This is a genomic window from Mycoplasma sp. 332 (assembly GCF_052378275.1).
Lineage (GTDB): Bacteria > Bacillota_I > Bacilli_A > Mycoplasmatales > Metamycoplasmataceae > Metamycoplasma.
The window spans coordinates 788,711-811,576 of record NZ_CP198998.1; the positions used below are offsets into that span (position 1 = coordinate 788,711).

Here is a 22,866-nt window from a genome sequence, read left to right on the forward strand (position 1 = left end):
TATGTTGAAGAGATTGGATAGATACGAAAATGTAAATAAACACTTTGAGGACTTTGTCTTAATAGGAAAAGGGGGGTATGGTGAGGTTTATTCTGCTTGTTATAAGAAGACACAAAAGAGAATGGCAGTTAAAATACTCACTGTTCCAGATATAACAAAAAAACAAGTTAATCAAATCCGCTTTCAGAACGAGTGCAACGTTTTGAAAACAATTAAATCGCCGAATGTAATCAAAATGATTGGCTACTATGTAAGTGCAGACGAATCTTATTATGCAATGGAATTAATCAAAGGAACCAATCTCAAGGCATTAATTGCAAAACACAAAAAAATACCTGTTGATGAAGCAATAAGAATTGCGAGAGAGATATGCAGGGGATTGTATGATATCCATTCATCTAATGTTATCCACCGAGACTTAAAACCAAGCAATATAATTATTGAAAATGATACCAATAGAGTTAAATTAATTGATTTTGGGATATCAATTAACGAGGATAGTTTGCGAGTTACAGCTGATAATAAAACAGTTGGATCAGTTCAATATTTAGCTCCTGAGATTCCCTTGAAAAGTCAACCAGCCTCAATTCAAAGCGATATCTATGCTTTTGGTATGATTTTGTACGAAATGCTTTCAGGACATCCTGTTTATCAAGGAATTGATGCCCAATCTATTTTACTGCTTCAAATAAACGGTACAATACCACCTTTAGAAGGTGTTGGGAAAACTATTCCGCAAGCTGTTGAAAATATTATAATAAAATGCACAGCTAAAAATCCTCAAAATCGCTATTTAAATTGCTTAGACATAATTAGTGATCTAGATCATTGTTTAACACCGCAAGCAAGCATGGAAAAGCGGCTTGATCTTGAAAATCATGAGCAAAAGAAAAAAAAGAAATCACACAAGGTACTAAACATTGTTTTGATAACACTGGGTTCCTCAATAATTTTTGGATTATTAATTTATTTAATTGTATATTTAGTTGAATATTATAAAAAGTAGAAGTGAAGGTGTTAAATGGAAAAAGGGAAAATTATTAAGTCGTTAGCAGGTTTTTATGATGTTAAGTCGTTTGGAGATAAACAAATTTATAGAGTGAGAGGTTCAGGAAAACTTAGATTGCTTGATATGAAACCTATCGTCGGCGATAATGTTGAATTTGAAAAAGAAGGATTGATTCATCATATTTTAGGACGAAGAAATTTCTTTATTAGGCCCAAAATTGCTAATGTTGACCAAGCGATTGTCGTTATGTCATTAGTTGAACCGGAATTTAGTTCTCAATTAGTTGATAAGTTCCTTATTATTATTGAAAGCAAGAATGTAGAACCAATAATTGTTTTAACCAAGAAAGATCTAACATCTGCTTCAAGGATAGATTTTTACAAGGAACAAGGTTATAAGGTATTTGAAATAAATTATGAAAATGAAGCTAGTTTTGAAGGCTTGCGAGAAATTTTTAAACATAAGACTAGTTTTTTTGTGGGCCAAACCGGTGTAGGAAAAACGACACTAATAAATTATTTAGCTAGCACAAACTTTGAAACACAAGCCATTTCAAAGGCGCTAAACCGTGGCAAACATACAACAAGAGAAGTAAGTTTAATTAACTTTAATGGCGGCGAGATTATTGATACTCCTGGGTTTTCATCTATTGAGTTTGATTTAACAATTGATGAAATGCCTGTTGCTTTTAATTCTTTTAGAGAAGCATCCCCCTTTTGCAAATTTAGAAGTTGTAGACACTACCATGAAAGAATTGAGGATTGTGAAGTTAAAAGACGCGTTCAGTGTGGAACTATTAAAGAAGAAAGATATGAAAATTATAAAAGCTTTATGAAGCGTATGTTAGAACCAATATATTAAGGTGGAAAAAAATGGATAATAGACAAATAAGCCCTTCGATATTAGATGTAAAAAGTGATCAACTAATTTCCTATGTTAATTCATTGATTAAATGAGGTGTTAGTAATGTTCATTACGATGTTATGGATGCCCAATTTGTACCCAATACGGCCTTAACATATGAAGAAATTAAAAAAATATTTGATCAGTGTCCAAAGCATAATATGGATATTCACTTAATGGTTAAAGATGTTTTTTCTTATTATCATAAATTTAAGGAATTTAGAGCTATTTTAACATTTCATTATGAAGCTTTTGAAAATGAAATAGAGCTCAAAAAACTTATTAAATTAGCAAAAAAGGAAGACATAAAACTCGGCTTAGCTTTTAATCCCGATACAGATGTAAGCAAAGTTATACCATTTCTCAAGGATTTAGATTTAATATTAGCCATGAGTGTCTATCCTGGCAAGGGCGGGCAGAGTTTTATTGAATCTACTTATGCAAAGGTAAGACAACTTAGAAAATATATTGATCAAAAAAATTTGAAAATAATAATTGAAATTGATGGTGGTATTAAGGACTTTAATATTAAAAAATGTTTTGAGAGTGGCGTTGACTTAGCGGTTGTTGGTTCTTATTTGGTTAAAAATTTTTCAAAGGAAACAATCAAATTGTTATTGAGTTAATTGCTATTTTTAAATCACTTACTAAAAAAAGGCAAGCCAGAGATTAATTTACACAAAATTATCTACAGTTTCTGTTTATAATCAATCCAATTGCAAATAATTTTCGAAGAAGAGTAATAATAATTTAAAATAACCAAATAACATTCAGAAGATTAAACTCTCCGATTTAGTTATGTTATTTGGTTATTTTTGTCTAATAAATTTAGATTTGTGTGATTACTATTCTCAAATCTCTTACTCAAAAAGTAAGCAAGAAATAAATTTACACAAAATTGACTACATTATCATCAGCATCAATTGCTGATGTCTTTTAACAATGAAAGGATGATTATTGTTTATTTTCGTCTTGTTTTTGATTTTGAGCGCTTAACATTTTATCGATTTTATCGTAGTTATAGAAATCTTTATAATCTAATTTGATGTCTGGTTGAACACCACTTTCAATTTCTTTGTTATCTTTGCCAAATGTAGCATTATTTGGACCACTTATTGTAATAGTTGTTCCATCGCTTAGAGCTAGAGGCATAATGGCCGACATACCGCCACCAGTTTTTTGACCAATAATTTTAGCAATACCCATTTCTTTAACAATACTTGTCAATTGGTTAGCAGCACTAAATGTATTTATACCAACTAGGATGTTTCAATTGTATTGTGTATATGCATCCCCTTCGTATTTATCGTCACCATCAGTATCAACTAAGCCTTTACTTAAACTACCTACTCTATTTAAAATATCGAATTCACGATTTAGAATTGGTTTATCAGTCATAAAACCTAGTGTTTTAACCATTGATCCAACGCTACCACCACCATTAATAGCAATGTTTAGAACAATGTTTTTTATATTTTTATGTTCTTCTTTTGCTACCTCTTTCATTAGATATCTCATTAAATGGTATGTATCATGTTTTCAAGCTTCTGGCGATTTGTTTTGTTCTTTAGTTCCATCTTCAAAATGTAATAAGGTGACAAAAGCGGTATTACCAACATATTTCACATAGTCTTCTGGTTGGAAATTTTCGATTTTCTTTTTGAAATATGCTTCAAAGCCTTTAACCAATTCTGCTCTTTGTTTATTGAAATCAATTCTATATTGACCATAGTCTTCTAGTTTAAGTTTTAGAGGGTCTAGATAATTAGTTGTTTCATAGTATGAGAATGAGTTCATTCTTGTATGTAATTCATTTAATTGCTTATGGAAAATACTGATGTATGCTTCATTTCATTTTTTAGGATCAGTCGATAGAAGTTTTTCTTTATCTTCTTTTTTGATATAGTCTGCAAAAGATTTAATTTGTTTATATTCTCTTAAGCCATAAAAGTAGTCCATTGTAAATGATAAATGGTTAAAGTTTGCTTCTCTTTCTTCCTTGGTTGGTTTGTTGCCGTGGAGATTGTTATCTTTTCTAATTCTTTCTCTTGCTTCTTCTTCAGTTCTACCAAATGAGTCAAGTCCGGCAAAAACATTAGTGAATGTTTTTCCATTGTAGTAGATATTGTTGAATGTTCAGCTCATAAATAGAGTGTTAAATACTGAAAATGGCACTAGAACTTTATCATCTTTGTAAAGGATATCCATATGATATTTACCTAGATCGAAAGTAACGCCTTTATCACTTTCTGGAATTCTTTCATATTCATATTTAGTGAATTCTCCACCATCTGTTAATTCTTGTGGTCTTAATATTTCATAAAAGAAGTCCGTTGTAGTTACAAAAATTGTATTTTTATTTCAATCAATTACCAACTTGTTTGAAATAGTTCCATCAGGATTGCTTGTGTAATAAGTTTTTCTATTCTTTTGTTTATCAACATATGAACTAAATTGTTCTGGGCCAATTAAGCCAGTTAGAGCACTTAAAAATTGATCAATATCAACATAAGCTGTCTTTGATTTATCGTCTTTAATTTCATAAACATTAACATCTGATTCGCCAACTGTATATTCAGGATTATAGTTTTTGAAACTGTGAGAGATAGAACTAATGTTAACCTTGTCATCGTTTTGAGGCTTGATATTGTTTTCTCTTTCAATATCATTTATTATTTCGTTTTTCTCATTTAGTTGATCTTTGATTTTATTTAATTCATCGTTAGTATTATTTTTTTCTTTTTGTAATTCTTGAATTTTTTGTTCTTTTTCTTGAATTTCTTTATTTAGTTTATCGATTTGTCCAGATTGACAGCTTGCAGTTAGTATAGCAATTGGTGCTAGACCAATAGCTGATAATGGAAGTAAGCTTGCTAAAAGTTTAGCTTTTCCTGATTTTTTCATATTTTTTCCTTCTTTACAATAATTTCTTCATTTTAAGAAAACACCGGAATTTTTTGGCCGATGTTATTAATTATTATTAATTTTGTTTTGAGTTAGCGCTTGTTAAAGCCTTGTCAATTGCCTCATCATTATAGAAGTCTTTGTATTCGATTGCAATATCAGTTGGAACACCACTTTCTATTTCTTTGTTTTCTATTCCAAAAACAGCATTGTTTGGTCCACTCATAGTAATAGTTGTACCATCTGGCATTACGTTTGACATAATAGCTGACATACCACCACCAGATTTTTGACCAATAATTTTAGCAATACCCATTTCCTTAACAATACTTGCTAGTTGGTTTGCGGCGCTAAATGTAGTTACACCAACTAACAAGTTTCAATTGTATTTATCATAAGCGTCATTTTCGTATTTTCCATCACCATCGGTGTCAACTTCTGATTTGCTTAAACTATTTGTTCTATTTAGAATATCTTGTTCGCGGTTTAAAATAGGTTTATCGGTCATAAAGCCTAAAGTTCTAACCATAGCAGAAACGCTACCGCCACCATTTAAAGATAGATCTAATACAATATTTTTAATATTTTTCTTTTCCTTAACTTGTTTTATTAAATAACGCATTAGAAAGTATGTATCATATTTTCATGCATCATCATTCGATATTTCATCCTTTGTTCCATCTTTGAATTCAAGAAGGGTTACAATGGCTGTATTGCCGTGGAATCTAATTAAATCCTTAGTTTCAACTTCGCTAACCTTCTTACCAAATTTTTCCTCAAATAGCCCACTTAACTCGGTTGCTACTTTTCGCTCATTCAACAATTTTTGTCCAAAGTCATTTCTTGTTAATGAGTCAAAAATATCGGCATTTCATTCTTTTTCACGATACGAAAAAGTATTTAGGCTTGTGTGTAAATCATTTAATTGTTTATGGAAGATATTTATATATGCTTTGTTATATATTTCTGGGTCAGTTGATAATAATTTTTCTTTGTCTTCTTTTGAAATATAGTCTGCAAAAGATTTAATTTGTTTATATTCTCTTAGGCCATAAAAGTAGTCCATTGTAAATGTTAAATGGTTGAAGTTTGCTTCTCTTTCTTCCTTTGTAGCCTTATTACCATTTAGATCATCATTCTTTCTTATTCTTTCTCTTAGCTCATCATTTGCAGTTTCAAATGCATCAAGTCCATCACTTACATTTGTAAATGATTTACCATTAAAGTAAATATTGTTTGATGTTGTACTCATGAATAAGGTATTGAATATTGAAAATGGAAGTAATACTTTATCATTACTATATAAGATATCCATGTGGTATTTGCCTAAGTCAAAGTTAATAAGTTTGCCTTCATCACCTTTGATGCGCGATAATTCATATTCGGTTTTTAGGAATTGCTCACCATCGGTTAATTGTTGTGGTTTAAAAATTTCATAAAAGAAATTAGTGCTTGTTAATTGAATGGTGTTTTTGGCTCAGTCAATAATTAATTTATTTGATATTGTTCCATCTGGATTTTTTGTAAAATATGTTTTTGTATTTTTATCTTTTTCAACATATGAACTTAATTGATTTTGGTCAAATAAACCATCTAAAATCGATATAAACTGATCTAAGTCAATATAAGGTGTCTTAGACTTGTCATCTTTAATAAAAAATGCTTCAGCTTCATTTGTTTCTTTTACTGTGTATTCAGCATTATAGTTTTTAAAGTTATATTTTTTGGTTTCGAAAACTTTTTTATCATCATTTTGCGGAGTTACTTTTTCTAATTCACCCTTTAATTTTTTTATTTCTAAATCTTTTTTTGGAAGTTGTTCTTTAGCTCAATTTAGTTGATTGGTAGCTTTATCTTTTTCAACTTGTTCCTTTGAAAGTTGCTGTTCTTTTTTTATAAGTTCTTGGGTTAGTTTATCTTGTTCCCCCGATTGACAGCTTACTGATAGTATAGCAATAGGTGCTATGCCAACTATAGATAATGGTAAACTTGCTAGAAGTTTATATTTTCCTTGTTTTTTCATATTTTCCTTTCAATGTTGTATCTTTTTATCTAGTTTTATACTATCTAAAAACAATTTTATTACTTTTGGCTAAAAGCACAAAATTTATACTAAAAAACATAGAAAAGTTTTAGGTTCAAATAATTTAATTAAATAGATAGTGCTTTATAGTTGCTGTTTTAAATGTTAAAAAATGATAAAATTTAGCAATTACCTTAAAGAAAAAAACTAGATTATATTTTTGTTTTGATTTTTAATTTGAAATTAACATTTTTTTTGTGAAATTAGAAACTTTTATTAAATCTTACAAAGAGAATTGCCATCTGTTTTTGCTTATTTGATTAATAAAAACATGGAAATAATTTATTTTGTAAGATATTTTGAAAATGTTATTAATCTTAAAATGATTTTATGTTAAAATTTATTGTGCTTTTAATAGCAATAAGTAGATTCATTTCTCACCTAAGTGATTTTTTGCTGGGTCGCTACAGATAAAGATTATTTAATATTTTTGTAGTTAATGAGAAGTGGTCTAAACCCACTTTTTATTTATTTAAGGAGGAAGTTATATATCAAGATAACTCAAACTTTGCAAATAGTCAAAGTAAAAAACCAAAATCAGAACACGTTGTAAATAATGACATACCTTATAAAAAAGTTTTTGTTTTAGGCCCTGATAATGAAAAAATAGGAGTTTTAACTAAAGAAGATGCTTTAGAAAAAGCTTCTGAATATAAAATGGATTTGGTTCTTATCTCAATTGAAAATAACAAACCTATTACTAGAATTATGGACTATGGTAAGTTTAAATATGATAAGAAGAAAAAACAAAAAGCAATTAAGGAAAAACAGTCAGTAACTATTAACCGCGAAATAAGATTAACCCCTTTAATCGGACAACATGACCTTGAAACAAAGGCACGCAAAGTGCGTGAATTTATTTTGGAGGGAAATCGTGTAAAAGTGTCGGTTAAGTTCAGGGGTCGTGAGCGTAGCAGAACTGATTTGGGGCACGAAATTTTAGATAAGTTTTATGCGCTTGTCGAGGACATTGCAAAAGTATCAAAAGAGCCAACTTTAGTAAATGAACGTTTTTTAGATATGTATATCGAAAAAGATAAAAAGAAAGTTGAAGCCTTTAACAAAAAAAATAACGAACCTTCACAACCACAAGGAGAATAACATGCCAAAAATGAAAACCAAGAGCGGTTTAAAGAAGAGAATTAAAATAACTGCAACAGGTAAAGTTAAACGTGGAAATGCATATCGTTCACACTTAGCTCAAAACAAAACAACTAAGCAAAAACGTCAATCTCGTAAATCATCAACCTTATCAGCATCAGATTTTAAGAGATATAAAGAATTAATTTAATTTTTTAATAAATTATTTGGAAAGGAAAATATTATGCGTACAAGAGGCGGAGTAGTAACAAGAAGAAGACGTGTTAAATGATTAAAACTTGCTAAGGGATACTGAGGACACAAATCTATTGGTTATAAAGTTGCTAAGCAAGCTGTTGTTAAATCATGAACATATGCATTTAGAGATAGAAAACAAGTTAAACGTGAATTCAGAAAATTATGAATTGCTCGTATTAACGCAGCAGCAAGAACAAATGGTATTACATATTCAAGACTAATCGAAGGATTAAATAAAGCAAATATAAATATCAATAGAAAAATGCTTTCAGAATTAGCAATTAACTATCCTGAATCATTTACTTCGATAGTGGAAACAGCCAAAAAAGCTCTATCATTAAAATAATTTTTAACAGCTTTAGTTAGCTGTTTTATTTTTTATGTATATTAATACATAATCATTTTATTTTTTAAAAAAGTGTTATTATTTTCTATTATATTGAGGACATATGAAAAAGACGTGCAAAATTAATAACCTAAGTCCAGAACAAAAGAATATAGATTTAGCTAAACAAAAACAACTTAAATCAGAAGAATATATAGCATTATCTAATGAGGAAAAAAAGCGAAAAAGTAAAAAGAACCCTTCAAAATTACCTTATGAAATAAATCCTTATGGAGTTAATTTCTTTAATGTATGGAAAAAGTTTCCTAAGAAAATGTTCTTTGTTTTTTGTTCAGCTATCTTATACAATATAGCTATCGCAACATTTTTAGCTAAGGCGGCAACGGTTGCAACCGGGGTTTCAGCTATAGTTCAAGCAATTACATTTACAGTTTCATCAACTGCACCATATTTTGCTTTTATTTATTTCTTTATGAATTTACCCTTAATAATTGCTTTTTGAAAGAAAAATTCACGATTATTTATGATTTTAACGACATACTGATTATTATGGCAAGTTGCGTTTCAATCGATATTATTAATTGGGCCAATTGGACATTTCTTTAATAAAATTTCGATTTATTATATTAATTGAATTTCTCCAGTTGATTCCCGTTTTACAAATGAATTTAAATCATTAATTCCTTGAGAATCATATGGAACTTATCAAAATTCATATCGTCATTTGTTCCAATGAATTAATACAAATCCAACATCTCAGGATGGTCTATATTTATTAAGTATTAATAATTCTTTAGAGGCAGGCGTAATCAAAGAGTTAGGATATATACATCAAATTACCCAGTCTCAATTTAATCAATTAAATCATTTTAAAAATATTATTGAAAATGGCTACGCCAATCCAACATGGCCAATTATTGTTTATGCTGTTATTGGTGCTTGTATGGCCGGATCGGCAAGTGGTATTTCATGAAAAAATTCAGCTTCTACTGCTGGCGGAGATTTTATAATTTATTATATTTCTAGAGTTAAACAAAAATCAGTGGGTCATATTTCAACAATTGTTGCCTTGATTTTTGGAGCATTCTCAATTGTGACAATTAGCATTGTTGAGTTATTAGGAATATCATCAGATAGACCATTTAATATTGCAGCACTAATTTTAAGAATTTTAAGTTTTTTTGCATATGTTTTTATTTACATTTCATTTATTGATCTCATTTTTCCTAAATATCGTAAGATTAGAATTGAAATATATACAAAAAACCCAGACAAGATTATTGACCGTCTTAAAATTATTAATTATTGACATGGTTATAATATAGATAAGCTTACTGCCGGTTATACAAATACTGAAACTGTTAGAATTGAAACTTTTGCACTTTATTTAGAGCAAAATATTATTAAAAATGAAATCCTGTTGGCAGACCCTGCAGCATGGATGACTGTATCCAGAGTCCATAATATTATTGGAAAACTTGACACTTCAAGAGTTGAATCTTAATAATATCAAGAAGGTGATATAATCCCAAGTTTGGATAAAAAACGATAAAACACATTCCGAAAGGAGTGTGTTTTATTTGAGTTTTTCAGTTTTAAGATTAAAAAATCATAAATCCATTTTAAATTAAGATATATTTATGATTTTTCTTTAATTTTTTAACTATATTTTTTATATGTATTTTATTTTTGCGACTACATCATACAAAATAGTGCTATATTCAAGGCTATATTGGTCGCCATGTGCTAAGTTAACTTCTTATTTTGCATAATTTAGCATTTCTTAATTTTTGTTTTAATCTTTTTATGGTTGATATTGAACATTTTGTTTTTAAGGATAATTGCTTATTTGTTAAATTAGAACATGTAGTTATAACATCTAATTTTTTGTTTTTTATTTAATTGAAAATAGTTTAATTCTATTTCGCACATAATAAAACCACCTATAGCATTTTACTATATATGTTAGGTGGCTCATTTTTGTTGCAATTTGATGATTTATTTGGCCAAAATAAAGACCATATTTGTTTTGAGAATTAGCATCCCCTTTATTTAAAGTTAGGACAAACTTGTTTAAAATTATGGGGTGCCAATTTTATTTGTTTGCTTGTTGCTTTTTAATTAACATTTCTTTCTTTTTGTGTTTAGATAAAAATATTTCCGAAACTGCAATTACAATACTTGTAACTAGTATTAATGCTGCAAACACGGTAAACGTAACAAAATAGTTGATTTGATATGTTATTAGAGTTAATAATAAAATAATTAAAGACGATGAAATAACTTTAAAAATTAATGTTCATATTGTATTTTTTTTAAATTTGTCTTCTTTAAAAAGCAAATATGTATTTGTGTAAAAAATGGCAATAAATAGTGAGAAAAATAGTTGTTGCATACCTATTATTACTAAATAAATTATGTTTTTAATGTAATTACTAATTGATATAAATAAAATAGGAATAACTATTAGAATTACAATATTCATAGCTAATAAAATTCATTTTAGTTTGATATCTTTATTTCTTATCACTAAAGAAATTAGGCTTCCAATCAGGCCAAAAGATCCGAATATAATATTTAATATAAATGATCATTCTTCTGCATTAAATGAAATAGCTTTAAAAAATTGAGACATTCCCGCTGTTCGTGGAAAAAGAAATATTCCAACAATTAGACTACATGCAATAGTGTAAACTCATTTTCATATGTTGTAATTTTTGTTGTGTTCAAGTTGTAAATTGTCTACATTATTTTTAATAGTTGGTGTTGTTTGCAATGGCTCCTTATTTAACTTTAATATGAAGTATAAAATCCCTGATGCTAAATAAGTTATCATATTCATAACAATTAATGACCAAAAAGGTAATTTAGTAAATAATACAAATGAAAACACTGATGCCAATAGAAAAGCTAGCGCAGTAGCGATAGTCGCTAAAACGTTGTAAGTTTTTATATCTTTATTGTTATTTGATAAATAATATAAAACTGACTTAAGGGCTATGAATCTAAATGAGTGTATGATATTTAATATAATGTTAGTTATTAATAAAAATATTGAAAAAGCCTGGAGTGAATTATTTTTTATGAAGAAAAAAGAGCTAATTAATATGACCATTAGCACACCTACGCTAATAAAGTCAGTTGCTATAAGTATATTTTTTAGTTTTAATTTTGAAGCAATTTTTTTATTTAGTAGATATGAAATAAAGACCGGTATTTGAATTAGTAAATATAAAAGGGAAACAAGCCAAAAACTACTTGTGAACTTATAGATATAAATTGCTGTTCCAAGTTTAAAAGCCTCAGATCCAATCATTGAAATAATTAAAGAACTGGCATATTTTGTTTTATTAATCATTGTTTAGTTCCTTACATAAAACATAAATTATTTGAATCATATGAACAATGTTTATGATGTTAATTTTAACATTTATATCAGTTTCTAAATCCCCTGGAATGCTAATGATAAAATCAACGATTTCATTTTCTTGCTTGCAGGTTGCGGCTCATTCTTTACTTAAGGAAATTTTATAGGGAATGCTATACTTGCTAAGTATAGACAAAATCTTTTTAGTTTTAATGTTATTTTGGTTATTTGAATTTACTAAAATCCCTTGATTTTCTCACTTGCTATCATTAGAGATTTTTAAATTAAAAATATATTCATTATTTACCTTTTTATTATTTTTAATTTGGTAATTGTTAATAAACCAGTTTAGTATAAAAGAATTAATTTTACTATTTTGATTTTGTTCGACAAAATTAAAGTTATTTATTGAGTAAGAACTTCTATTGCTATCTTGGCAAGAGTAATCTGTCTTAAAAAATATATTTGTGCTTTTTAATTTGCTAAAATCCTTTGTTGCGTCAAATTCTTGGTATTCAGTAAAAAAATTTAAATAAAAGCTTTCTATTATTTTGCTATTGAAGTTTATATAGTCACTAATTTCTTTATCATTATTTATTTGTTTGAATATATGTTTTACCTTATTAAAAGTTTGCAACAAGCCGGGATCTTGAATTTCGAAGACTTCATATTCATTTTTCCATCATAAAAATTCCTTATATTTATAATAGATAAAAATAAGAGTTGAATTATTGATAAGGTTCATGATTAGGGTTTTATAATTGTTTAATTTGAAGTTATCTAGAAATGAGGTTAGATTATCAAGGTGATTTAAATCGCTTATTGTTGCAATGATTTTTTCCATCTTATCATTGTGTGGATAATACGATGACATAACATATGTAAGCATTAAGATTTTTCCAATAATCATAAAATCAGAATTTACAAAGTAAAGGTTGTTATCGATTTTGGTTAATCAATCAACATGAAGATATTCAAAAAGAATAAATTCAACCTTTCCAAATTCAAAATTTTCAATTGTTATAAGGTTATCATCTTCTCTTAGTAGCTTGAAGTCTCCAATTTTTGTAATATATCTAATAAATGCTCTTTTTGTTTCTAAATTTTCATTGTTAAAAAAACAAATATCAATGTCATTGGGATTGCGTTTAATAAGTTCATTTAACTTTAAAACAGCAGACCCTTTGATAATAATTTTTATATCTGTACTATGCAATTCATTGAAATCATCAACATATTTAGAAATATAATTTATTTTTTCTTTAAGTTCTATTTTTTTCATTCTTAAACCTCATTTAAATTTTGATAAATTAAATTATTGTAATACTTTTTTTAGTATGCGTTTTATTTTTTAAAAAAAATTAATATTTTTTGCTAATTTATGTTGCCTGGTCGATAAAATAAGATTAAAAATCAGGGCTATTTTTAGTCCTGATTTGTGCATTTTATACATTTAAATTATTCATCTTGGCCAAGTTCGCCTAGTTTACTAATTCTAATAAGATGTCTTCCGCCTTCAAATTCTGCATTTTCTCATGCATGAAACATGTTTAGAATTTCGTTATCTTTTAATAATCTTCCTCCCATACACAAGATATTTGAATTATTATGGGCTTTTGATAATCTCGCTTCTTCTTCATTTGTAACTCTAGCACATCTTATATCTTTAAACCGATTTAAAGCCATAGATATTCCAATTCCTGAGCCGCAAAAAGCAATAAGTTTTGTATTCTCCTTATTAAGATCTCTTTTTGTTTCCTTTGCAAATTCTATTCCAACATCAGTATACGAGACTGGCAACAATGAACTTGTTGAACCAAAAAGTTCTACTTTGTATCCTTCTTTTTTTAGCTCGCTAGCGAGCTTAATCTTTGCTTCATGTCCAGCGTGATCACTAGTTATCTTTACAATTTTGTCCATAAAATTTACTCCCTTAAAATTAAACCGTCTTCAACTCTAATTATTTGGCTAGGCTTTTGACTCATTTCTCCAAAGTTATAAACATTTGTTATTTCAGGAAAAAGAATTTTTGCATTTTCAATATTTTTGCATACTGGCCCATTTGATATATTGCAACTCGACATATATACTGGCCCATTTTTTTCAAGATATTCAAGTAACAAGGGATGGTTTGGCATTCTAAAACCTTGGTCATTAACGATTAACGTTGTTGCGCCTGGTCAATATTTTTTAGCATATTGCTCAGCTTGCGGATTTCATTGTTTAAACATTCGTGCCTGGTGAATAGAGGATACTAAAATAATTAGTTTTTTGTTTCTATCTCTGCCTTTTATTTCATAAATTAAATCTTTAGTTTCATCGTTAACAGCGCCGCCGATCCCTAAAACGGTATCAGTTGTTGAAATAAATAATTTTTTATATTTGTTTGTCATACTTTTATTATATTACATTATGTTATCTAAAAGTATATAATAGTAATATGCCTGAATTACCAGAAGTAAAAGTGGTTGTTAAAAACCTAAATGAGGTCATTTTGTATAAAAAAATTAAGGACCTAGAAATTATTAAACCGCATCTTTTTAAGGAGTGTTCGCCTTCAACATATAAGAATAATTTACGGGGGCATGAGATAACTCAAGTCAAAAATAAGGGTAAGCATATTATTTTTCAATTCGAAACCAACTTAATTTTGTTATCTCATTTAAGAATGGAAGGAAAATATCGTTATTATCAAAAACCACATGAGAACCATAAACATTTAGTTGCTAAATTTGTATTTGAAGATAATAGCGAGCTCCATTATCTTGATAGCCGAATGTTTGGCACATTTTACTTGCGCGATAGTGAAACTTATGAAAAAAAATTACCTTTATCAAAAGTGGCACTCGAACCTAAAGATACTAACATCGAGGAACTTTTTGAGAAATTGAAGGGTAGTGAAAGCTCTATTAAAACTAAGTTGCTGGATCAATCATATGTTGCAGGTTTTGGGAACATTTATATTGATGAGGCTTTGTTTGCGTGCGCTATACACCCGTTGAGTAAATCAAAAAATATCCCATTAGCTAAACTTAAAGAGATATTAGAAAAAGGCCAGGTTATTATGGATAAGAGCTACAAACTAGGGGGAACAACTATTCATACCTATGAAAGTTTTAATAACGAGATAGGTTCTTATCAAGATTATTTAATGATTCACAGCGATAGAATAAAGTCATGTCTAAAATGCCAAAATAAAACTATAAAAATTAAGGTCAATGGGCGCGGAACTTACCTTTGTCCAAATTGTCAAAAGGAGTATTAAAATATGAATCTATATTCATTAGAGATTGATTTACACGGTTTGACTAGTGATGAAGCATCTATTAATGTTTTGAACGCTTTATTTACTTTAGACCAAAATGAATTTATGGAATATGTAGATATTATTGTTGGTAATGGCACCAAAACCCTTCAATTTGCTATTTCAAATCTATTAGAAGATGAAAAATATGATTATGAATTTTTGAATTCTAATCATTCAGTTATTAGGGCATATAAAAAGAATTAATTTTATAAAATAGTATGAATAAATGTTGACTAAAAAGATATTAGATTCAAATTGTAATATTAGAATTTAGATTTTTTTACGCTTTAAATTTATTTATTTTTTTATCAACATGGCAACCTAGTTAAATTAAGCTAAACTTTGATAATTGTTTAGTTATCATAAAATGGTTGATTATTTTTATTATGTTTTATAATTTAATAATAAATAAAATAATCAATTAAATTTTTAAATAATTAATTTTTAATTACTAGGAGAAAAAATGGCAAAGAATACTTGAGAAATTGCTAAACAAGCAATCGAATCTCATGATAATATTTTTATATTTCATCATATAAGACCCGATGGTGATTGTTTGGGTTCACAGTTTGGTTTGAGAGAATTGATAAAAACTAATTACCCAGAAAAAAAAGTGTTCGTTTTTGGTGATAATATTGGTGCATTTCCATTCTTTGAATGAGATTTTGATAAATTTGAGGATGTACCAAAAGAAAATTTCAAAAACTCATTAGGCATTGTTGTTGATGCTAACTCATCAAATAGGATTCAATTTGCGCAATACATTCTTGATAAAAACTTTACTCATTTATTAAGAATTGACCATCATCCTGTTAATCCAGATATTGAATATGACTATACGTGGGAAGATCCAACATTTGCAGCAGCAGCTGAGCAAGTTGCTTATATTGCGATGATGTCCAACTGAAAAGTTACTGATAAGGCAGCAAAATATACTTATTTAGGTATTAATACAGATTCTGGAAGATTTCAATATGAATATGTCCAAAAAAGAACATTTGATGTTATGTCTTATTTACATGAGGGCAATAATTTTAGAGTATGGGATGTTAATTTTGATCTTGCTAAAAGAGATGAAAGAAAAGTTAGATTTTCTGCATATGTTTTATTAAATTATAAGAGTGATGGAAAGGTTTTATATTTTCATGTAACTAAGAAGATTCAGGAAAAATTTAATTTAAATGATAATGAAGCTAATGATGTTGGCATTTTAGCAAACATCGGAGATTGCAAAATTTGAGTCTTATTTATCGATCTTCCCGACGGCAATATTAGAGCTAGAGTTAGATCAAACGGTATATGAATTAATCACATTTGTGAAAAATATCAACCTGGCGGTGGCCATGAAGTTGCTGCTGGAGCAACATGTCATTCTAGACGCGAAATGAAATCTCTAATTGAGGACTTAAAGGCTGAGGTTTTAAAAAATGATCAAAATTAGTTCTGAAAGATTAGAAATATTTAAAAAAATTGAAGATAAAATTAAAAAATACCAAAATATTGTAATCTTTCATCATATAAGACCTGACGGTGACTGTTTAGGTTCACAATTTGGTATGAAGCATTTAATTCAAGAAAATTTTCCTAATAAAAATGTTTATACTATCGGCGATTCCAAAGGAATTTATTCATACCTTGATTTTTCAATGGATAAATTGGAATTTAAGAAACTTGAAAATTCGTTAGCTATTATTGTTGATGCTAATTTTAAAGAAAGATTAGAGTGCCGTGAATATTTAGATAATAATCTGTTTGATGATGTTATTAGAATCGATCATCACCCTAATGATGACGACTTAAATGCTTCGTTGGTTTGGGTTGATAAGTACTCTCCTGCAGCGGCACAACAGGTGGCTGAAATTGCATATGGATTAAATTGAAAAGTTAATGCACAAGCAGCAACATATTTATATTTAGGAATTTATACAGATTCAGTTAGACTTACAACTAACCTAACTGATGATAAGACAATGTTTTTAGTTGCTTGATTATGATCTCATAACGCTAATAAAGATTTACTACATGAAAATATGGCCAAAAAAACATTGGAGGATATTAAAATAAACGCTTTTGTTCAACAAAATATGAATATAAAAAATGGCGTTGTATCATTTTACTTTACCTTAAAGGATCAGAAGAAACTTGGGATTTATGACCCATTAAAAGCAAATCGACCTTTTTTGCTTTCTTCAATTGATGATAACAAGGCATGAGTATTTTTTACGCAAGAAAAGGAAAATCAAATTAGATGTGAATTTAGATCGAATGGTGCCTGCGTAAGAAACGTAGCTGTTAAGTGGGGTGGTGGTGGCCATCATCGCGCGTCGGGTGCTCAAATTAGCGACGCATCATTAATCCCCCAAATAGTAGCCGATTTGGAACATGAAATAACCATTTCTGAAAATTATGATAAAAATAAATAACCAATAATTTACTTTATTTTACAAAAAAAGCCAAGGCTCAAATCGTTATATATGATTCGGGTCTTTTTTTGTTTTAACATAGCATCAATTATAAAAAAACTGACCAAATATAATGGTCAGGTAATGTTGTTTATAAATTTTTAATTTTATTTAATAAAATATTTGTTATAAATGTAATCATCGGCAATGTGATATATTTTTCTTATATATTCAAAGTAGATTTTATACTTTTTATGGTCGCCTTTTCAAATAAATTTTTTATTAATTGTCTTTGAAAACTCAATTACAAGATATAGGTCAAAAAAACCATATTTTTTTATACCATCAATAATCATTTGTTCAATAAGCATTCTTACTTTTGGATGATTTATATCAATGTCTTTTTTATAATGTTTTTGTTCAATTAAAACAAAGGCACCAAAGTAGATGTTTAGACTTGATATTTCTTTATGATATTCTTCTAAAAATAAGTTGTGGGTGTTTTTTTCTTCTTCATCTAGCTCTACGCCCTCAAATATTTTATTGACATCAATTGCGTTTTTTGCGTATTTGTTTTCTGAAGCAATAATTAGAAATATTTTTATTATTATTAGGATAAATAAAATAAGCGAAATTGAGCCAAAAATATATGATGCTATAGTTCCTCCCCTGCCTATAGAACCAAAAACATGAGACGCAACTAAAAACAAAATAATTCCTATTGCTAAAAAAAGAAAAATAACTAAGTAGCCAATAAAATTAAAGATATTATCTTTTATTTTTTTCTTGTGATTTTCTTCCATTAAATAATTTCCCCTCTATAAGTTTTAAGTTTGTTATTTTTTAGATATCCTCTTCCCTCTTTTGCGATATATTTATCATTTAATTTAGTTGCGTCGGCACTAAAATTTATTCATACTTTCAATAATGATGCTCCAACGCCGTATGTATCTACCGGTGTATTTTCATCCTCAAATTCTTTAATTCTTTTAGCATTAAATCCTGATGAAACAGTTATTTTAACATGTTTTCCATTGTTATTATCTAGAGCTTCTCTTAATCTCTTTACTTGATTTTGGGTAACACCATATTCTGCTTCTCCCTCGATAAACATTTTGTCAATTAATGCTTTCGAGGTGTCAATTCTTACTGCCTTGAGTTTTTTGCCAAATTCTTTTAAGCAGGCAAGTGAGTCTGAAATAACATCATTATGAAAATCAACAAGAGCATAAAGGTCATCGTTTGGAAATGTTTTATGGTAAGCCTTAATTGCCTTAACAATATCTCCTTCAAACATTTGAATTAAGGCATGCGGCATACTGCCAAACGTATGCTTTAGGTCGTAATTGGATGATGCAAGAGTAGAATGGTTATATATTCCACCAACTTTAAGAGCATACGCATCATTTAGCTGGTTTATATAATGATCTGATCTATCAGCCATGCTTACAACATTTTTTCCATTAGCTGCCTTAATAACATTGTGTGCATTTGTGGCAATTGAAGTTTGCCGGGCAAGAATGCCATCTATAATGCCTTCTCAAATGCCAAAATCATAGTAATGTCCTTCCAGTTCAAGTACGACTTCTCTATTATGTATTATTGACCCTTCTTCAAGATATCTTATTGTGTATTTAGACGTATCAGTGTTTTTACACAACAATTTAATGACCTCATTTATCCCACATAATTTTACATTATTGTGGCGTTGAAAAAACTGTAGTGTTACTGTTTCGTTTTTGCGGTATTTCTGTGAAATTTTTTTGGTCTTAAGAAAATATATCGAGATATAGTCTTTTAGTTTCATTATACCTTCTTTATTTATAAAATGAATTACATTTTTTGGTTAGCAAAATAAAAATTAATATTAAAATTATATATTATATTGTGATTAGGTAGAATAACTTTAGGAGTTATGTTATGGAACAAATTGATAAATCTGAGAATAATTATGTTGGCAAATTGTATAAGATGCAGTCATGAGCTAGCATTTGTTTTATTGTTTTTTTGTGTGCATTTATTAGCATTTTATTGGCTATATACCTGAACGGTAATGAAAATAATTATGGAAAATGAACATCTAATCCGGTTTATATTGTAATAACAATTTTATTTATTTTTAGTATAGTTTTTGTTGTTAGTTCATCTATTTTGGGATTGAAATATGCCAAAAAAAACAATAATGCAAGACTACATATTTATTTCTTATTATCTGCAATATTTATTATTCCCTTTTTGTCGTTATATTGTATGATAGTTTCTGCTATTAAAATGTATGATTTGCATCAAAAAATAAAAAAAGAAAAGCATGGAAACAAATTAAAAAAATAGACTATAAAAATAGCGAGCTTTTTTTCAAGAAAGCCCGCTATTTTTATATTTAAATTATTTGAATAGGAAAGGTTGCAATTTATTTTTATATCATCTTGTTTTTTGAATGTAATGAACAGCAACGTGTTGAAGAATTGTAAATATACCACCTATTATTCAGTATATTTGCAAACCAGCACTAAAAAATATCCCTATAAAAGCAAATATAATTGGAATTAGAAATGCCTTTTTATTTGATTTTTTTATTGCAGCCCGTTGATAGGCGTCAGCTTGAAGTGATTTCTTCTTCTTTAGTTTAAGAATTTTAGGCATAAATTGAGCTATTAATTGAACTGCAATTGACAGAACAACAATCGGTAAATATTGGAGCTCACCAATTTTAAATATTCTATAAATTGAAGTAGCTGAAAGCTGTATTGTATATAATGTGGATTGTTTAATTTCTGGAGAAGTTGAAATTATTCTAAATACAACAATTAATATTGGGAGGGTTATAAATGATGAGACAAGTTGTGAGAGCGGTGAAATTTTTTCTTTTTTGTATAATTCACTAATTTCCATTTGCTTACGTTGGTTCATTTGTTTATCACCCTTATAAGCATCATATTTAGCTTCAATCTTTGCTTTCTTTTGATTTAATTCTTCCATCTTACTTGCGCTAAATATTGTTTTAGTTGTAAGGAAGAAAGTGATAATTCTAACAAAAATAACTGTGATAACCAACGCCAGTACCACGCTTCATCCAGTAGTTCCTAACGGTCTAATTATGGAGTTCATAAACTGAGCAACTGGATATACAAAGAAGCCATAAAAAGGACCTTGTTCCCAGTGCTCTTTATAGGTAGTTATTGGCTTGTTGGGTACAAATGCATCTGAGGCCATTAATTTAAATTTTCAGGCATCAGGAGCATAATTTCCTGCATCATTGATTGAGGAAAAGTTAAATACGCTGATTTCCCTACCGATTTTTTTATCATTTACCTTAAATAATGATTCATTTAGAGAGGTTAATGAAGCATAGTTTTTCATAACAGATGAAACCGAAAGAAAGATTTTATTTAATTCTTTACCTTCTTCTTCGCTAATTCCCTTTGCGGGACCTATTGAATTTTTATAACTAAGAATGAAATTGTTCCATTCGCTAATTAAACTATATTTATCTAACGCTCTTAATTGAGAAATGCTTTTTCCTGATTTTTTAGAGATTGCCTTGGCGAAATCAGATCTATTATTATCTTGGTCTACTCAAATCTTAAATGTTTCTGCTAATAATGTTGTGTATATATCCGCTAGAAAAACGTTATAAACATTTGAACCATTTACACCAGTTAATTCAACTCTTGAGAGGTTTAAATCTTTAACGTGTGAATAGTCAGTGACAAATTCTGTTCTTGTTTCATTTGAACCGGGAACCTTAACTTTTTTCTCATATGTTTCAAAAACAATTGAGTTAGGTAGGTAAATATCGGTTAATTTACTTACAGGGGTATATGCTTTTGTTTTTCCTTCACCTTTACTATTACCAAAATTAAGATAAATGTTGTTTAAACCATTACCATAGATGACACCTCTATGCCCATCTTCGTTTTTTATTTCGATGTTAGAGATATTTTGTCAATCATCTGGCTTGTTTGATAAAGCAGCATTGTCATTTTTTGGCTTTTGTAATTGCAATGCAAATGATGTACCACCATATATACCATATTGTCCACCGGTTTGAGCATCTTGTTTTCTTAACTGATTAATCTGTTCGTGATCTTCTAGGCCAAGATAAGTATTTGCAACTATACCGGTTTCTGTATTGATGTTTGGAACATAGAATTCATTGCGATCTTTATTCCATCTTAGTGTTGCGATGTTTGGTGAAACATAGTCGTTCTTTGTATATATTTCTTGTCCTGAACCAACTTTAGTTCCCGATTTTGTTGCAATTGATTGCACGCAACCTACTAGGCCGATAGAAATAATGATGAATATTAGAACAACCCTAATTCATTTTCAAACTTTTTTTCAGACAGCCTTTGGTTGCTTATCAATAGGAGATTGGTTAATCCGAAAAGAATCATAGTGCTTAGAACTACTTCTTTTTGCCATCGGTTATCCTTTCATAGATTTTGTGAATAGCTTTGTTTTTTTCCTCTCAATTGAGATGGAGAAAATTTTTTCTTGCTATTATAACGGTGTCGTAATTAATTTGACTTATGTCCATTTTTCTTAGAATCGATCTGATCTGATTGCGGTAGTGATTTCTTTCAACAGCATTAGCAAACTGCTTTGGAATTGAAATTCCGCATCTGAAAAATTGCGACTTAGTAAAATAAACAATTAAATTTCGTGAAATGACTTGATTATGTCCATTAAGAATTTTTTGAAATTCTCAATTTTTTTTAACAGTATTTTTTTTATTCATAATGCAAAATTATTAATTTAAAGTTAAAACAAAAAGCATCAAATTATTTTTCATCTGATACAGTTAATTTATGTCTTCCCTTTGCACGTCTTGCTGCAAGAACTTTACGGCCATTTTTTGTTTGCATTCTAGCCATAAAACCATGCACCTTAATATGTTTACGTTTTTTAGGTTGGTATGTTCTTTTCATTTTTCTCTCCTTTTCAAAAATATTTATTATGTAAAAATACTTATATTATTTTACCAAAAAAGCAAAAATCCCCCTTGCATTTTATTAATTATTAATTAATAATTTACTTTAGCGTTATTTTATGTTTTTTAGCTAACCTCTAATAAAAGTTTTTAACAAACTACTCATTTAAGTATCTTTATTTGTTGATAATTTATTTTATTATTTTTTTCAACTTAATTTAAGAAAGAAAAATAATAATAAAAGTGTTAATAAAATGTATGTAAATACATTATG

At 28.5% G+C, this 22,866-nt stretch carries 23 protein-coding genes; 12 read left to right on the top strand and 11 right to left on the bottom strand.

Features of this window, described 5'->3' with window-relative positions:
* The first annotated feature begins 1 nt into the window (after window position 1).
* Genes ACT1UH_RS03170 through ACT1UH_RS03180 form a run of 3 tightly spaced genes read left to right on the top strand, consistent with a single transcriptional unit; the run spans window position 2 to window position 2,538 of the window.
* A complete protein-coding gene (locus ACT1UH_RS03170; protein ID WP_438340565.1) occupies window positions 2–1,006 on the top strand; it encodes a serine/threonine-protein kinase in 1,005 nt (334 codons plus the stop codon).
* A gap of 15 nt (window positions 1,007–1,021) precedes the next feature.
* Window positions 1,022–1,870, top strand: coding sequence for a ribosome small subunit-dependent GTPase A (gene rsgA / locus ACT1UH_RS03175; protein WP_438340566.1), 849 nt, complete (start codon window positions 1,022–1,024; stop codon window positions 1,868–1,870).
* Window positions 1,871–1,881: 11 nt separating this feature from the next.
* Complete coding sequence (locus ACT1UH_RS03180) at window positions 1,882–2,538, top strand: ribulose-phosphate 3-epimerase (protein ID WP_444704963.1); 657 nt, start codon at window positions 1,882–1,884, stop codon at window positions 2,536–2,538.
* Window positions 2,539–2,866: 328 nt separating this feature from the next.
* On the opposite strand, the gene ACT1UH_RS03185 is transcribed toward ACT1UH_RS03180, so the two are convergent.
* Both ACT1UH_RS03185 and ACT1UH_RS03190 read right to left on the bottom strand, forming a co-directional pair.
* Complete coding sequence (locus tag ACT1UH_RS03185; RefSeq protein WP_444704964.1) at window positions 2,867–4,816, bottom strand: S41 family peptidase; 1,950 nt, start codon at window positions 4,814–4,816, stop codon at window positions 2,867–2,869.
* Window positions 4,817–4,892: 76 nt separating this feature from the next.
* Window positions 4,893–6,839, bottom strand: a complete 1,947-nt coding sequence (locus ACT1UH_RS03190; RefSeq protein ID WP_444704965.1) for a S41 family peptidase — start codon at window positions 6,837–6,839, stop codon at window positions 4,893–4,895.
* Between the two features lie 546 nt (window positions 6,840–7,385).
* On the opposite strand from ACT1UH_RS03190, the gene infC reads away from it, so the two are divergent.
* From infC to ACT1UH_RS03210, 4 genes are all read left to right on the top strand, one after another.
* Entirely contained in the window at window positions 7,386–8,000 is a 615-nt protein-coding gene (infC, locus tag ACT1UH_RS03195) for a translation initiation factor IF-3 (RefSeq protein ID WP_438340916.1), read from the top strand.
* 1 nt (window position 8,001) lies between these two features.
* Window positions 8,002–8,190, top strand: a complete 189-nt coding sequence (rpmI, locus tag ACT1UH_RS03200; RefSeq protein ID WP_004416337.1) for a 50S ribosomal protein L35 — start codon at window positions 8,002–8,004, stop codon at window positions 8,188–8,190.
* 33 nt (window positions 8,191–8,223) lie between these two features.
* Window positions 8,224–8,583, top strand: a complete 360-nt coding sequence (gene rplT / locus ACT1UH_RS03205) for a 50S ribosomal protein L20 (RefSeq protein WP_444704966.1) — start codon at window positions 8,224–8,226, stop codon at window positions 8,581–8,583.
* A gap of 103 nt (window positions 8,584–8,686) precedes the next feature.
* The gene (locus tag ACT1UH_RS03210) at window positions 8,687–10,087 is read left to right on the top strand and encodes a hypothetical protein (RefSeq protein ID WP_444704967.1); all 1,401 of its coding nucleotides are present in this window, start codon (window positions 8,687–8,689) and stop codon (window positions 10,085–10,087) included.
* A 591-nt stretch (window positions 10,088–10,678) separates the two neighbouring features.
* Here the strand turns inward: ACT1UH_RS03210 and ACT1UH_RS03215 are convergent.
* The 4 genes from ACT1UH_RS03215 to ACT1UH_RS03230 form a co-directional block, all read right to left on the bottom strand.
* Window positions 10,679–11,941, bottom strand: a complete 1,263-nt coding sequence (locus ACT1UH_RS03215) for a hypothetical protein (protein WP_444704968.1) — start codon at window positions 11,939–11,941, stop codon at window positions 10,679–10,681.
* Window positions 11,934–13,232, bottom strand: a complete 1,299-nt coding sequence (locus tag ACT1UH_RS03220) for a hypothetical protein (RefSeq protein ID WP_444704969.1) — start codon at window positions 13,230–13,232, stop codon at window positions 11,934–11,936. Before ACT1UH_RS03220 ends, ACT1UH_RS03215 begins: the two co-directional genes overlap by 8 nt.
* Before the next feature lie 176 nt (window positions 13,233–13,408).
* Complete coding sequence (locus tag ACT1UH_RS03225; RefSeq protein ID WP_438340575.1) at window positions 13,409–13,870, bottom strand: RpiB/LacA/LacB family sugar-phosphate isomerase; 462 nt, start codon at window positions 13,868–13,870, stop codon at window positions 13,409–13,411.
* Between the two features lie 5 nt (window positions 13,871–13,875).
* Window positions 13,876–14,343 (bottom strand): L-threonylcarbamoyladenylate synthase, encoded by a 468-nt coding sequence (locus ACT1UH_RS03230; RefSeq protein WP_438340576.1) that lies wholly within the window; start codon window positions 14,341–14,343, stop codon window positions 13,876–13,878.
* Window positions 14,344–14,390: 47 nt separating this feature from the next.
* Here ACT1UH_RS03230 and mutM point away from each other — a divergent pair, with 47 nt between their 5' ends.
* From mutM to ACT1UH_RS03250, 4 genes are all read left to right on the top strand, one after another.
* Complete coding sequence (mutM, locus tag ACT1UH_RS03235; protein WP_444704970.1) at window positions 14,391–15,215, top strand: DNA-formamidopyrimidine glycosylase; 825 nt, start codon at window positions 14,391–14,393, stop codon at window positions 15,213–15,215.
* Between the two features lie 3 nt (window positions 15,216–15,218).
* The gene (locus ACT1UH_RS03240) at window positions 15,219–15,461 is read left to right on the top strand and encodes a Smr/MutS family protein (protein ID WP_438340578.1); all 243 of its coding nucleotides are present in this window, start codon (window positions 15,219–15,221) and stop codon (window positions 15,459–15,461) included.
* A gap of 259 nt (window positions 15,462–15,720) precedes the next feature.
* Window positions 15,721–16,698: a DHH family phosphoesterase gene (locus tag ACT1UH_RS03245; RefSeq protein ID WP_438340579.1), complete on the top strand. Its 978-nt coding sequence runs from the start codon at window positions 15,721–15,723 to the stop codon at window positions 16,696–16,698.
* Window positions 16,685–17,680, top strand: a complete 996-nt coding sequence (locus ACT1UH_RS03250) for a DHH family phosphoesterase (RefSeq protein WP_444704972.1) — start codon at window positions 16,685–16,687, stop codon at window positions 17,678–17,680. Before ACT1UH_RS03245 ends, ACT1UH_RS03250 begins: the two co-directional genes overlap by 14 nt.
* Before the next feature lie 146 nt (window positions 17,681–17,826).
* Here ACT1UH_RS03250 and ACT1UH_RS03255 read toward each other — a convergent pair whose 3' ends face one another.
* Together ACT1UH_RS03255 and ACT1UH_RS03260 are read right to left on the bottom strand one after the other, a co-directional pair.
* The gene (locus ACT1UH_RS03255; protein WP_438340581.1) at window positions 17,827–18,462 is read right to left on the bottom strand and encodes a hypothetical protein; all 636 of its coding nucleotides are present in this window, start codon (window positions 18,460–18,462) and stop codon (window positions 17,827–17,829) included.
* Entirely contained in the window at window positions 18,462–19,466 is a 1,005-nt protein-coding gene (locus ACT1UH_RS03260) for a nicotinate phosphoribosyltransferase (protein WP_438340582.1), read from the bottom strand. The genes ACT1UH_RS03255 and ACT1UH_RS03260 overlap by 1 nt, the downstream gene beginning before the upstream one ends.
* Window positions 19,467–19,579: 113 nt before the next feature.
* On the opposite strand from ACT1UH_RS03260, the gene ACT1UH_RS03265 reads away from it, so the two are divergent.
* Window positions 19,580–19,990 (top strand): hypothetical protein, encoded by a 411-nt coding sequence (locus tag ACT1UH_RS03265; RefSeq protein WP_444704973.1) that lies wholly within the window; start codon window positions 19,580–19,582, stop codon window positions 19,988–19,990.
* 54 nt (window positions 19,991–20,044) lie between these two features.
* On the opposite strand, the gene yidC is transcribed toward ACT1UH_RS03265, so the two are convergent.
* Genes yidC through rpmH form a run of 3 tightly spaced genes read right to left on the bottom strand, consistent with a single transcriptional unit; the run spans window position 20,045 to window position 22,590 of the window.
* Window positions 20,045–22,084, bottom strand: coding sequence for a membrane protein insertase YidC (gene yidC / locus ACT1UH_RS03270; RefSeq protein WP_438340584.1), 2,040 nt, complete (start codon window positions 22,082–22,084; stop codon window positions 20,045–20,047).
* Entirely contained in the window at window positions 22,068–22,400 is a 333-nt protein-coding gene (rnpA, locus tag ACT1UH_RS03275; RefSeq protein ID WP_438340585.1) for a ribonuclease P protein component, read from the bottom strand. The genes yidC and rnpA overlap by 17 nt, the downstream gene beginning before the upstream one ends.
* Before the next feature lie 43 nt (window positions 22,401–22,443).
* Window positions 22,444–22,590, bottom strand: a complete 147-nt coding sequence (gene rpmH / locus ACT1UH_RS03280) for a 50S ribosomal protein L34 (protein WP_002881399.1) — start codon at window positions 22,588–22,590, stop codon at window positions 22,444–22,446.
* Between the last annotated feature and the right edge of the window lie 276 nt (window positions 22,591–22,866).